8 protein-coding genes and 1 pseudogene are annotated in these 13391 nt (G+C 49.1%); 4 read left to right on the top strand and 5 right to left on the bottom strand.

All coding sequences use genetic code 11. The features are described from left to right. Positions 1 to 27: 27 nt before the first annotated feature. Both P4D80_RS18700 and P4D80_RS18695 read left to right on the top strand, forming a co-directional pair. Positions 28 to 1251, top strand: coding sequence for a type II secretion system F family protein (locus P4D80_RS18700; RefSeq protein ID WP_421655515.1), 1224 nt, complete (start codon positions 28 to 30; stop codon positions 1249 to 1251). 104 nt (positions 1252 to 1355) lie between these two features. Then, a complete protein-coding gene (locus tag P4D80_RS18695; protein WP_421655514.1) occupies positions 1356 to 1964 on the top strand; it encodes a hypothetical protein in 609 nt (202 codons plus the stop codon). A gap of 37 nt (positions 1965 to 2001) precedes the next feature. Here P4D80_RS18695 and P4D80_RS18690 read toward each other — a convergent pair whose 3' ends face one another. Further along, positions 2002 to 4518 (bottom strand): CHASE2 domain-containing protein, encoded by a 2517-nt coding sequence (locus P4D80_RS18690; RefSeq protein WP_421655513.1) that lies wholly within the window; start codon positions 4516 to 4518, stop codon positions 2002 to 2004. Positions 4519 to 5231: 713 nt separating this feature from the next. Here P4D80_RS18690 and P4D80_RS18685 point away from each other — a divergent pair. Both P4D80_RS18685 and P4D80_RS18680 read left to right on the top strand, forming a co-directional pair. Further along, positions 5232 to 5750 (top strand): NYN domain-containing protein, encoded by a 519-nt coding sequence (locus P4D80_RS18685; RefSeq protein ID WP_421655512.1) that lies wholly within the window; start codon positions 5232 to 5234, stop codon positions 5748 to 5750. 147 nt (positions 5751 to 5897) lie between these two features. Continuing rightward, positions 5898 to 7499 carry a 2-isopropylmalate synthase gene (locus P4D80_RS18680; protein WP_421655511.1) on the top strand — a complete coding sequence of 534 codons (1602 nt, stop codon included), beginning with the start codon at positions 5898 to 5900 and terminating at the stop codon, positions 7497 to 7499. On the opposite strand, the gene P4D80_RS18675 is transcribed toward P4D80_RS18680, so the two are convergent. The 4 genes and pseudogenes from P4D80_RS18675 to P4D80_RS18660 form a co-directional block, all read right to left on the bottom strand. After that, positions 7494 to 10448, bottom strand: a complete 2955-nt coding sequence (locus P4D80_RS18675) for a glycerol-3-phosphate acyltransferase (RefSeq protein ID WP_421655510.1) — start codon at positions 10446 to 10448, stop codon at positions 7494 to 7496. The two genes, P4D80_RS18680 and P4D80_RS18675, sit on opposite strands and share 6 nt — an antisense overlap. Positions 10449 to 10466: 18 nt before the next feature. Then, complete coding sequence (locus P4D80_RS18670; protein ID WP_421655509.1) at positions 10467 to 10922, bottom strand: bactofilin family protein; 456 nt, start codon at positions 10920 to 10922, stop codon at positions 10467 to 10469. A 468-nt stretch (positions 10923 to 11390) separates the two neighbouring features. Continuing rightward, positions 11391 to 12471: pseudogene (psbA, locus tag P4D80_RS18665) on the bottom strand (photosystem II q(b) protein). A 481-nt stretch (positions 12472 to 12952) separates the two neighbouring features. Further along, positions 12953 to 13303 (bottom strand): DUF1815 family protein, encoded by a 351-nt coding sequence (locus tag P4D80_RS18660; protein ID WP_421655508.1) that lies wholly within the window; start codon positions 13301 to 13303, stop codon positions 12953 to 12955. Positions 13304 to 13391: the final 88 nt, after the last annotated feature.

The following is a 13391-nucleotide window of genomic DNA, read 5'->3' as shown; positions in this document are numbered from 1 at the left end:
CACTTTCGTTCCATCCAGGTATCTGCTATGCCTACCTTCGTTGCTCGCGTTCAAGACGCTAAAGGGAATGCCCGAAGAGAGAAAATTGTTGCTGAAACTATTTCGGATGCCCGCACTGCTCTACGTGAGCGAGGACTCTTTATTCAGGATCTGAAGCAAGATGAAGGCTTGTCGTTGAATATCGACATGAAAAAGCTTCAGACCTCGATCGCGACTGTTTCGGTCAAGGATAAAGCAATCTTTTCGCGTCAATTTGCTGCCCTGGTGAATGCAGGTGTTGCGATGGTACGTGGGTTAGGTGTGTTATCGGAGCAGTGTCAAAATCCCAAGCTTAAGAACGCATTAATGGAGATTAGTGCGGATGTGCAGCAGGGGATCAACCTCTCTGATGCAATGCGTAAACATCCCCAGTGTTTTGATAATTTGTATACTAGCATGATCCAGGCTGGCGAAGTCGGCGGGGTACTGGATGAGGTTTTAAACCGTCTGGCAAAGCTACTGGAAGACATTGCGCGCTTGCAAAATCAGATCAAGTCAGCAATGGCCTACCCGGTGACGGTAGGCTTTCTGGCGACCGTGATTTTTATTGCCATGACGGTGTTTTTGCTACCTATCTTTGGCAACATTTTTAAGGAGCTTGGAACTGAGTTACCCGCATTCACCCAATTTATGTTGGGAATCAGTGAGTTTCTGCGAAGTCCTAAAGTTTTGATTCTGATCATTTTGATTCCAGTGGTCATTTTTGCTTATACCCAGTACTACAAGACGCGGGTCGGGCGGGAAACGATGGATCGTCTGTTCCTGAAACTCCCTTTGTTTGGTGATTTGATTCAGAAAACGGCAACAGCTCGTTTCTGCCGCATCTTTGGTGCACTGACCCGTTCTGGAGTTCCGATTTTGACGTGTTTAGAAATTGTGAGGGATACGGCGGGCAACCAGGTGATTGCGAATGCAGTGGATGAAGCCAGACGGGAAATCCAAACGGGAGGCTTGATTAGTATTGCCTTGCAGAAGGAACAGGTCTTTCCGTTGATGGCTATTCAGATGATCAGTATTGGGGAAGAGACAGGTGAACTGGATAAGATGCTGATGAAGGTTGCTGATTTCTACGAAGATGAAGTGGAGCAGGCGGTTAAAGCACTAACCAGCATCATGGAACCAATTATGATCATATTCTTGGGGGGCATGGTTGGTTCGATTTTGCTTTCAATGTATTTGCCGATGTTTAAGGTGTTCGAGACGCTGGGTTAGCGATCGCTCATTTACCCCAAAACTCAATCCTTTCAATAGCAGTGGATTGACTCAGTTCACCGGATTGAAATCCCAGAAGTGATCATTCTGTTTGTTGAATCTTGATGGCTGTCAAACGAGCCCACTACGAAGAATTGCTGGCTGAGTACAGCAATAGCTTGGCGGCGATCGGGCTGTTGAAACGATACCGTCCTTATCTGGAACTGCTCCCCAGTATGCGCCGTCCAGGGGAGAGCTTGATTACAATTCCCCTACCTGTAATCAAACTCCGTAATGGAGTGTCCCTACCAAGTCAAAGTGGCATTTACGGAACGACCAGTAAAACCCTCTGCCTGCCCTGCGATATTGCCATCCTCATGTGCGACCCGGAGTGGAAGATCAAGATGGGTATCGAGATCTTTATCTTTATCCATCGTCCCGAAGAAGACTTCTCCAATCTACTGGGCCGTTGGCGGCAAACCCAGGTTCTCTTGAGCCGAGGCTACGAGTGGGAGATGCCATTGCGCTATCGGCACATCTTGAGTGAGGGAGCCGATACCCTCTATCCACTGTTTGTGTTGTTTGAGGAAACCCCAGAACGCATTAAGCGGGGCTTAAGGGGGGCGTTTTTGCCGTTTGTAACGCAGATGTTAAATTCCAGTGCTGAGGAGGCAGTTGAACCTTCTGCGAGCGAAGTACTTTGGGGCGATCAAGAAGCTCGAGCTTCAGATTGACATCCCAAGCAGAGTCGGGCAAATGGTGGAGAAAAGTTTAATCGGCTTTTGGCTTCTCAGGGTCGGAGCCGAAAGTCTGGGGCCATGGCCTGGTCTCCTCAACAATGTAGACATCCGAATCATCTGACAAAGCGGGAGGCATCAATGGTTCATCTTCCACGGGCAACTGTGGCGAGGAGGCGATGGGAAGATGGTTGAGGTCTTGTAGGACTTGAGTGGCAGTTTGATAGCGTTTGCGATAGTCATAGAGCACCATCTTACTCAAGACTTCCGCTAAAGCGTGGCTGACCTGTGCTCGTTCTCTCCAGGCAATTTCGCCGGTTTTTGGATCTTCTTTTTCCCGCAGTTGACTTGGAAACAATCCGGTAAGTGCCTGAATTCCTATCATGCCTAATGCATAAATATCACTATTGGGCTTGGGTTTGCCTTCACTTTGCTCGCTGGGCATGTAGCCTTTGGTGCCAATACCAACTGTAATCGCGCTTTGCCCATTGTCTTCTATCTGTTCTGAAACTTTAACCGCCCCAAAGTCAATCAGGACGAGTTTACCGTCTGAGTCGCGCCGGATAATGTTACCAGGCTTGATGTCACGATGAATCACATCCTGACTATGAACAAACTCCAGAATTTGAAGAATTTCTCGCAGGATAGCGACGACTTTGGCTTCTGGGAGGCGTTTGCCCAGGGGGAGTTCGCTGTTAAGGGGTTGGCCAGGAATAAACTCTTGAATCAGGTAAAATTCACCATCCTCCTCAAAGTTTGCCAGAAGTTGGGGAATTTGATTATGAGTGCCGAGTTTTTCGAGGGTACGAGCTTCCCGGTCAAACAGACGTTTGGCAAGTTGCACCAGATTAGGATTGTCGCTGACGGGTCTCAACTGTTTAACCACACAGAGTGGATTGCCTGGTCGTTGAGTATCTTCGGCAATATAGGTTCTACCAAAACCGCCAGAGCCCAAAACCTTGGTGATTCTGTAGCGATCTTTCAGAATTTTTCCAAAAAATGCTTGTTCTGGTTCCTGGAGCAAGTCCTGGAACTCAACATACTCGTTAAGAATTCTTTGAACGACTTCTGAGCGAGGGAACTGGGCCAGAATTTTGACAATTTGCAGTTTGCTGCGGTATTCGCTAACAGAGGCGGAAACAAAGTAGGTTAGCCCGCTGAAGGCGATGGCTGCCATTGGCACAGCGGTCGGCAAAATCAGACGTTGGCTGACAAAAGTGGCATAGCTGACGCCGCCCCAAGCGATCGCGATTGCCAGAGAAAGCACCAGATGAACGGTTCCCGCTGCTAGGATCAATCGCATTAGGGACGGTTGCAACCGTTGCTGAAGTCGCTTACTCAACAACACAATGACCAACAGCACTGCGCTTTGTAGAGTTGCAGCAGATACAACCAGTGCGTAGACAACTCCCCCACGCCAGGCGGCACTTGGAATGGCTTCAGCAATAGATTTATTCTCCAGTAAGGTGGCAATCGCATTGGCATTGACCTCCACCCCTGCCATCGGTGAGGGATAGAGAAAGGTTTTGGAAAAAGGAGTTGGGTGGAAGTCCTGATAGAACTTTGCTGTAGGACCAATAATTACGATTTTGTCTTTGAATGTGCCGTCCTGCAAATGCCTGTCCCATTCTTGAGGGTCTAAGACATCGATTAGGGAAACGTGTTTAAATGTATTGTCTGGACCATAGAAGAAAATGTTATTTCCCACAGCGGATTGGTAGGAAATTCCTGCTGCTTTGAGAGTTGCTTCTGCAAATGAAGGAAGATCTTTGCCCTGCTGAAAAAAGAGTTCTCGATCGCGTCTGACGATCTCCTCAGCAACGTCAGGTGCATACTGCTTGGCCTGCTGAATGGAGTTTTGTATCTCTAGTTCTGGGTAAGCGCTACCAAGCAAATGAATTTTGCCATCTGGAGAAATTGGGTAGTTAATGAACCCTATAGAAGCGGGAGAGGTACGAAACATGGGATCCGGCAAAATTGGTTCGATTTGTCTACCTTGAGGAATTTCCTCCGCGTTGTACTGTGCTGCCAATGTCACCCGACCCGCATAACGCTGTAAGGTCTTTTGAAACTGTTGATCATCCTCAGGAAAATTGCTGGAGGTATCGAATATTAAATCGATCGCAACGGTTCTGGCACCGGCGCTCATCAATCGCTCAATCGAGATGGCATAGGTAGAGCGCCGAGGAGGCGAGGTTTGCAGCGGTTCCAGATAGGAATAGGTTTCAGGATCGCTGCGATAAAACTGGCTGGCCTTGATCGTGTTGTCGTCGATAGCCAGAATGACCACGTCTTCGGGAGGGGCGACAGGCCCCCGAAGGGCGAAGAACAAGGTTTGCATCTGGCGTTCCCAGGCCTGCGCCAGGTTAGACTGACTGGCGGTGGCGATCGCGGCAACTGCAGCCCACACTCCCACCAATAAGTGTCCTCTTAAGAGCGACTTCCGTTTCTGCCCGCTGATGGCATAGGATTTTTGTGTTCGGCTATGGCTAGAGGATGGAAGAGATTCGGTTGGGGGCAATGGCAAATTAGAAAATTGATTGTTAAACATCTGTGGAACCCACCTCAACAATTTCTAGTGTTGCAAACACTAAATTTTGCAACATGGGAGTTTAGGGGCTTTGCCCCCAAGCAGGGGTTTCACCCCTGCACCCCCAACAAACTTTCGTATTGCTGTACTAGCCCATGCACCCAAGGGCAACGGTCATGCCTGAATCCTGATGATTTTTTGCTGAGAATGATAGCAGCTATCACTGCTCATCATCTCCACCTGAGGTCTATCTGAGCAGCAATGAATACTCTCCCTTAATCGATAGCATGGAGAATCAGGTACTGCCAGCAAGTTTTAAGTTTTTTTGCGATAATAGTGCCATTTATTGCAATCGACAATAGGATTTCTCATTTTTATTGGTAAAAGTGTGGTATCAATACTCAGAATAAGTCGTTAAGGCTGTCAGATAATGATGACTTTTCTTTTAGGATTCAATGTTCACTGATTATCAATAATTCTCTAAATCCTCCGCCAGGAGGATGTTTTGATAGAGATGGATTAATCTATGTTGAGTTCTAGGTTATCTATGAATTCGCTATGAGTAAAAATCATCGCCCACTTAAACCTAATCTACTACCAAAATCTTTAAAACTGACGATTGGCCGATAGTAAATCGTGCGATCTCAGTATCTGTGTAAGCCGGTCAGAGGCAAATTGTTACAATTGATTATTTGCAATAATTACCTTTACAAATTCTAGGTCTGTTACTTTCTATGCCTAACTCAATGAACCGTCTCTCGATATTTGTAGACGGCAACAATATGTTCTACGCCCAGCAAAAAAATGGTTGGTTCTTTGATCCCAAACGTGTATTGGAATACTTTACAAGAGATCCCGATGTCGTTCTAGTAAATGCATTTTGGTATACAGGGTTGAAGGATCTTCAGGACCAGCGGGGCTTTCGAGATGCCCTTATTAGCTTGGGTTACACCGTTAGAATTAAGATTTTGAAAGAATATTATGACGATAATTCTGGACGTTTCTCCCAAAAAGCGAATTTAGATATTGAAATTGTTGTTGATATGTTTAATACGGTTGACCAATTTGACCGGGTGGTTTTATTCAGTGGGGATGGAGATTTTGAACGGGCGATCGAGCTTCTGCGAGGCAAGAACACCCACATCACAGTAGTTTCGACCGAAGGCATGATTGCACGAGAGCTCCGCAATGCAACCGATCACTATATTGACCTAAACGACATCCGAAAAGAAATTGAGAAGATTGATTATTAGGATGGGAGTTTGGAGAACCAGGAACACTGGGAGATGGGGCCTCCCCCTTTGCTTTCTAACTCCGAAACCTGGCCCCCACACCCTAACAACGCCCCTAGCCCCTAAAATAGGGATGGCGTTATTTTTTGGATCTCCAGGGAATGGACCATGAGCATTAAACCCAGTCAGGATCGAATCATTATCTTTGATACGACCCTTCGAGATGGCGAGCAGGCTCCGGGAGCTGCACTAAACATTGATGAAAAGTTAACGATCGCTCGTCAATTGGCTCGACTGGGTGTAGATGTGATTGAAGCGGGGTTTCCCTACTCCAGCCCCGGAGATTTTGAGGCGGTGCAGAGGATTGCGGAAACCGTTGGGGTTGAAGGGGGACCGATTATCTGTGGGTTGGCGCGCACCACTAAACAGGACATTCAAACCGCTGCAGAAGCCTTGAAACCTGCTGCCCGACCCCGGATTCATACCTTCATTGCCACATCGGATATTCACCTGGAATACAAGTTAAAGAAGACGCGCAAAGAAGTATTGGCGATCGCAGAAGAGATGGTTGCATTTGCCAAATCCTTTGTAGACGATGTTGAATTTTCGCCGGAAGATGCAGGGCGGTCTGATCCTGAATTTCTCTACCAGGTATTGGAGCGGGCAATCGCGGCAGGGGCCACCACTGTCAATATCCCTGACACCGTTGGTTACACCACTCCTGCCGAGTTTGGTGCACTCATTCGTGGCATCAAGGAAAACGTGGCCAACATTGATCAGGCAATTATTTCCGTTCACGGGCACAACGACCTGGGCTTGGCCGTTGCCAACTTCCTGGAGGCCGTGAAAAACGGGGCAAGACAGCTAGAATGCACCATTAACGGCATTGGAGAGCGGGCTGGCAATGCAGCGATGGAAGAATTAGTGATGGCGCTGCATGTGCGGCGGCAGTATTTCAACCCCTTCCTGGGGCGTCCCGTAGACTCAGAAGCCCCCCTGACCAACATTGATACAAAGCAAATTTATAAAACCTCCCGTCTGGTTTCTAATCTCACAGGTATGCTGGTTCAGCCTAATAAGGCGATTGTTGGAGCGAATGCCTTTGCTCATGAATCAGGCATCCATCAGGATGGAGTGTTAAAGAACCGATTAACCTATGAAATTATGGATGCCCAGTCCATTGGTTTGACCGACAACCAGATTGTGCTGGGCAAACTGTCGGGCCGGAATGCTTTCCGTTCGCGGTTAAGAGAACTGGGCTTTGAGTTATCGGAGCAGGAATTGAACAAAGCCTTTGTTCGATTTAAGGAACTGGCAGATAAGAAAAAGGAAGTCACCGATTGGGATCTGGAATCGATCGTGAATGACGAGATCCAGCAGACACCAGAACTGTTTCGAGTGGAGTTGGTACAAGTTTCCTGCGGTAACCATGCCTGCCCCACCGCAACTGTTACCCTGCGGACTCCTGATGGACAGGAGTTGACCGATGCTGCTACCGGAACGGGACCCGTAGATGCGGTCTACAAAGCGATCAACCGGGTGGTCAACGTTCCGAACCAGCTGATCGAATTCTCAGTACAGTCGGTGACGGCGGGAATTGATGCGATTGGTGAGGTCACCATTCGCCTGCGTCATAACGATCGCATTTACTCTGGACATGCCGCCAACACCGATATCATCGTTGCTTCTGCCCATGCTTACGTAAACGCGCTAAACCGCCTTTATGCAGCTTTGCAGCGACAGAAGAATGAAGTAGCGGCTGTCTCATAGAATTTCTACAATTCCCTGTTGACCATCGATTCTGACTGACTGACCATCCTGCAGTAAATGGGTGGCATCGTGAACATCCATCACAGCCGGGATGCGATACTCGCGTGCCACGATCGCCCCGTGGGACAATCTTCCCCCCACTTCGGCAATTAATCCACCCGCCCTGGCCAGCAGGGGTGCCCAACCAGAATCGGTGTAAGGTACAACCAGAATCGTGTCTTTATCGATATCGGGAAGGGTGCCTAAACTACGCACAACCCGCACATGGCCCTCTGCCTGACCCGGACTGGCTGCAATACCCTGTAATTGCTGAGTTGCCTGCCAGTGACCCCGCGTCACCGGAGTAGGGGGATCATCCCCATAGACTAAGAACGGCACGGCTTCCAGTTGGCGATCTTGCTCCAACTGTGCCTTACGCTGAGCAATAATATCAGCCCACGGTTCCGGATCGCCCTGAACGATGACCCGCCGCACTTCCTCAAATTTCAAAAAGAAAATATCCCCTTCATGGGTTAATAGACCTGTTTCTAACCAGCGCTTTTCTAACGCCACAAAGCTCCAGCGCAACTCTGCCAGCAGACGGCTGTAAACTTCTGTCACTCGCCCCTTGAGCGTGATGCGGCGCTGTACTCGACGGGCTTTCTGGCGTTGTCCCTGAGGAGGCGGGATCGGTGGAGTTGGATTGAGACAGAACTGAGTAAACAGTTCCCGCACGGGCTGAGGATCTTCTTTCCAGGTGGGAACGGCAATATCCGTGCCAACTTCACTTAAGTAGCCGTAGCGATCTAGCAACCGGTCAAATTGAGCCAGAATTGCCTGACCAGCGGAAGTTTCTGCTAATTGGGTGAGGAGTGAGGAGTGAGGGTTAAAAGGTGAGGATGGCGCTTGCTGATTTTGGTTCTGAAGTAAGGGTTGGACCGCAAGGGCTAATTCCTGGAGCGATCGCAATGCCGCTACCTCCGGAGTATCGCGGTTATCCAGTTCCCCATCGCTGACTTTAAAGATGGCCTTACGTAAAGCCGCACTGAGAGGAGCAAGGATACTGTAATAGGTCGCCTTCTCCAGCAAATTGAGAATGGTATCAACCCGTTTCAGTAGCTCTGAGTCAGAGAGGGTAGAAGCTGGAATCTGGGTCAGTTGAGTTAATGCAGGGGTAAAGCAGTCTCGCTGATCTCGCTGAAAATCCTTCTCCAGTGACAATTCTCGGCTCAACAAGCGCAGTAGTCCTGGCAGATTTCGCAACGTGGATTGCAGCGGCGGCTTACTAAAGCTGGCACCCCTAGTTAGAAATTCTAAACTTTCGGGAGGCAAACCCATACGGCGAAAAATTGCTCCCAGCAAAGACGCATTGAAGTAAGCGCGGGAGTAATGAAGGGTTGCCGTTTCATTGAAATCAAGCCCCTGTGCCCGATCTGCCAGTACGATGGTGAAAATTTTGCCCCAAACACCACAGGTCAGGGGGCGATTGATCGACCAGGTAAGGGGATGGATCAGCCCCGGAATGACTTCTGAAGCAATTTTACGGGTCCAGATGGGAAGCAGGGTGGTAATCGGTCGGGCTTGTAGCAGCCAGAGTGTTTTCCCATCGAAACTCCACTCCACATCTTGGGGAATCCCGTGATAGTGAGCTTCCAGGTGACGGGCTAGAAAAGCCACCTGTTGAATCAGACGCGGCGGGACTTCTCCCTCGCCTTCTGTTGCTAGGGTAATGTCGTCAGGCAACTGCCAGGAAGGTAATTCTCCCGATTCGTGTACTCGAATGGTAGCTTCTGGTACGAACACTTGATAGCTTTCAGGCGTAACCTGCCCGGAAACAATCTGAGCCGCGCTTCCTGGTAAGGCTTCAATCACCACCGCCTCTCCCTGCCTGGAAATTGGGTCACGGCTAAAGGCAACTCCAGAAAAGATACCCCGAACTTGCTGCTGGATCAGAACTGCCATGGACGCGTTAGGTAAATGGAGATCACCCGGTTTCCGTGCTGCAAAATCACGTCTATACTGAACCGCCGCAGGAGCGTCAAACGAGGCAAGACAGCGTGCAATAGCAGGCATTAACTCTTCTTTGCGGGTAATGCCCAGGACGGTTTCGTATAGTCCCGCCGCAGAGGTTGTCTCCGAATCCTCACCAACGGCGGAAGAGCGAACGACTAGCGGTTGTTTAGGAGAGGGGTCCAGCAGATTGAGCAGAGGTTCCGGGTCATCGCCGGGGATGAGCACCCATCCCATAGGCACCGGGTACCCCAAACGCCTGAGATAGGAAAGCGTCGCTGCTTTCTGCCCTACTTTGTGGGCATCCAGGGGTTTATCGAGAGAATTTACAGCGCGATCGCCCCGGAAGAAGCGAAACACTTCCTGGGAGCCTGACCGCACTTCCTGAGGCGACAAATCCAGATCATCGGGAATTTTCATATAAATCCAGCCCAAGAGAACGGCAAGGGCGATCGTTGCCACGATCAAATCAGGCTCTTGCAGGTGACGCAGAGCCGTAATTAGCGGAAACAGCACCAGAATCCCAAAACGTGCTTGCCGTCTTTCCCGCAAAATCGTGAAACCAATACCACCTATGAGAAAAACCAGGCCAGCGGCGATCGGGTCATGCGCCGTATATCCCCAAACCACATTCGTCGTTCCTGCCCCCTTTCCAAACCAATAGCGACCCATCACTAAGGCAATCAACGCCATGATTTCCCAGGAAGGGTCCTGGGGAAAGAAATAGCGCGCCAGCAAAACCGCCACAATTCCTTTCAATGCCTCAGAAAGGACTGCCAAAATTCCAGTCAGCCTGCCACCGTGATAGAACGCGGCTGAAACACTGATATTTCGGGTACCCAACCGCTGGAGTTCTCGGCCAGTTAAAGCACGGGTAATCCAGCGAATCAGGGGCACCCCTCCTAAAAGAGGGCAAATCGTAAAAATCAGAAAGGCACCCCAGACCTGCGTTAGCGTCATAGAATGTGGGACAGTTCCCTAATATCCTTCTTTGTTATAGTACTGGTCTGAAGTCCCAGTGAGTTCCGGTCTGGCTCGGCTGACAGGCAAAGCTTTTACATCCCCCGTTTCGATGTAGCCGATATAGAAGGCTCCTGCCTCAATGCTCAGTGCATTCGCATTCACATCTCCCTCCAATCGAGCAGTGTGACTCAGAGTCAACGTTCCCTCCAACAGCACCCTTGACTTCAAAACACCGTGAACTACTAGATTTTTAGCTCGCAGTTCAGGACCTTCAATTAAGCCCGTCTCAGAAATCACAACATCACCCCTGACTTCGACCGAGCCATGTACAATCCCATCCACCAGTAGGTCACCTTCAACATGCATGGAGCCCTGAAACTCGCTATTGGGAGCAATGTAAGTAGGTCCAACCTTTTTAGGAGTCTGGGAAACCTGTTGATAATTTCGCTGTGGATTTTTTCTTCCAAACATGATTTCCTCGGAAGTTAAAACTCAAAGACTTTACTACTGGCGGATCCTGAAAATCTAAAGAAAAGGGGTATTGCTGTGGATCATGACACATATCTCTGCAGAAATTGAGAAGTTATTAATAAGAACTTTTCACAAATAAATGAGTCATCGAAGGTATAGCTGTAGCCACCAGGCTTAGAACGGGGTGGAGAGGGTTCCACCCCCCGAATCTATCTTCAATTTAATTTTGTTTAGTTACTTATAATCCTGTGCAGTCTTATATAGCTCTACGCAGGTGGGTTAGGACACTGGAATTAGAGAGGGAGTGGGTGCTTCGTCCCCAGCCAGGGTTTCCACCCCTGCACCCCGTCCTAACCATAATGACTATCGCTATAAAGGCACGATTTTCCTGAGACCAATTTGGGTAATAAAAAAGCACCCCCCTGGCGGAGGCGCTTTGGATTACCAAATCAGAATCTCAGAATCGAATTAGCCCTGGATAGCAGGAGCCGAGAGCGCAACCGGAGTCGCTTCCCTAGCCGCCAAATCCAACGGGAAGTTGTGCGCATTCCGCTCGTGCATCACTTCCATCCCCAGGTTCGCCCGGTTCAGAATGTCCGCCCAGGTGCTCACTACACGTCCCTGAGAATCAACAATGCTCTGGTTGAAGTTGAACCCGTTCAGGTTGAACGCCATCGTGCTGATGCCCAACGCCGTAAACCAGATCCCAATTACTGGCCATGCACCCAGGAAGAAGTGCAGCGCCCGCGAGTTGTTGAAGCTCGCATATTGGAAGATCAACCGCCCAAAGTAACCGTGAGCTGCCACGATGTTGTAGGTCTCTTCTTCTTGACCAAACTTGTAGCCATAATTGGCAGACTCGTCTTCAGTGGTTTCGCGCACCAGAGAAGAAGTCACCAAGGAACCATGCATCGCACTGAATAGGCTACCGCCAAACACCCCGGCAACCCCCAGCATGTGGAACGGATGCATCAGGATGTTGTGCTCTGCCTGGAACACAAACATGAAGTTGAAGGTACCAGAGATACCCAGAGGCATGCCATCGGAGAAGGATCCTGACCGATGGGATAGATCAGAAATACAGCGGTTGCTGCAGCCACTGGCGCAGAATAAGCCACACAAATCCAGGGACGCATGCCCAGACGGTAGCTCAATTCCACTCGCGGCCCATGTAGGTGAAAACACCAATCAGGAAGTGGAACACAATCAGCTGGTAGGGACCGCCGTTGTACAGCCACTCATCGAGGGAAGCCGCTTCCCAGATAGGGTAGAAGTGCAGGCCGATAGCGTTGGAAGAAGGCACTACTGCACCGGAGATGATGTTGTTGCCATACATCAGTGAACCAGCTACGGGTTCACGGATACCATCGATGTCCACTGGGGGAGCCGCGATGAAGGCGATGATGAAGCAGATGGTAGCAGTCAGCAGGGTGGGAATCATCAGCACGCCGAACCAACCTACGTACAGGCGGTTTTCCGTACTGGTCACCCACTCGCAAAACTGACTCCACAGGGTTTGGCGCTCGACGCGCTGCAATGTGGTTGTCATAGTCTTAATGAGTGCGATAAAAAACTGGTATGAATGATTGACTGTTACACAGCCGTAATATTTATTTTACTGACACTCTTTATTTTGTAAAGTATTATTTCCAAATTTTTCCAATGTTATGAGCGATCGACCCTTTCCTTTCAAGCCTTTCAGGGAATCAGCTAGCTCTTTAAAGGAGCGATCCACTAATTTTTTCGCTTCATGTCGTTACTAAACTTAGATATCTCGCAAATCTACATATAACTATCGCTAGGTTGCTTAGGACATTGGCTTTAAGGGGGTGTGGAGGCTGCGCCCCCAGCCAGAGGTCCACCCCTGAACCCCTTCCTAAACCTGGTGGCTAAGCTATAAAAAGGCCCACTAAAAAGGCCCACAATTGATAAGTGTCAAATCAATCGCGGGCCAATTCATACAACCAAGTTTATTATGCCTCCAGTGGGGGGAGGGTCTCAAATGAGCTGCAAAAGGCTATGAAGGTTTATTAGTAAATGCTTTCAGCAGCAAGCGCAGGGCGATATTGAGAAGGCTTAATTTGATACTTCACCAAATTAGCCAACTCTTGAAGTTGGCTAATGGCTTCTGCCCCCTCCAGCTTCATCAGTTCGCGATCGTCACGCATTTCAGTCCAGGTAATGCCGTAGTCCGAAACCAAGAAACGAATGAGATGGTTGTCTCCCAGGCTGACCATAAACGAAGCGCTATTCATTTGACCACCACAGGTATAGCAGGATGCCAGATAACCTTGACGTTCAAGCACAATCGCAAGAGCTTGGAGATTCATCACAAGATCCTGGACAAATTGACGGTGTTGATATGCGAGTCTTAGGAACACAGTTGTCCTCCTGTCACCACACCTAATTCTAAACACTTTTAATACTTTCTTAAGAAACTCACCGAAAATGACACTTTCTGGAGTGGCA

It is taken from the genome of Leptothermofonsia sp. ETS-13, assembly GCF_049200465.1.
Taxonomy (GTDB): Bacteria; Cyanobacteriota; Cyanobacteriia; order Leptolyngbyales; family Leptolyngbyaceae; genus Leptothermofonsia.
The sequence above is the reverse complement of the archived record's forward strand: the minus strand, read 5'-3'. Positions and strand labels throughout refer to the sequence as shown.

What these genes read in the sequence shown, in the direction of transcription:
- P4D80_RS18680 (WP_421655511.1), top strand. Translation starts at nt 5,898, where the DNA reads ATGAGCATTAAACCCAGTCAGGATCGAATCATTATCTTTGATACGACC.
- P4D80_RS18670 (WP_421655509.1), bottom strand. Translation starts at nt 10,922, where the DNA reads ATGTTTGGAAGAAAAAATCCACAGCGAAATTATCAACAGGTTTCCCAG.
- P4D80_RS18700 (WP_421655515.1), top strand. Translation starts at nt 28, where the DNA reads ATGCCTACCTTCGTTGCTCGCGTTCAAGACGCTAAAGGGAATGCCCGA.
- P4D80_RS18695 (WP_421655514.1), top strand. Translation starts at nt 1,356, where the DNA reads ATGGCTGTCAAACGAGCCCACTACGAAGAATTGCTGGCTGAGTACAGC.
- P4D80_RS18685 (WP_421655512.1), top strand. Translation starts at nt 5,232, where the DNA reads ATGCCTAACTCAATGAACCGTCTCTCGATATTTGTAGACGGCAACAAT.
- P4D80_RS18690 (WP_421655513.1), bottom strand. Translation starts at nt 4,518, where the DNA reads ATGTTTAACAATCAATTTTCTAATTTGCCATTGCCCCCAACCGAATCT.
- P4D80_RS18675 (WP_421655510.1), bottom strand. Translation starts at nt 10,448, where the DNA reads ATGACGCTAACGCAGGTCTGGGGTGCCTTTCTGATTTTTACGATTTGC.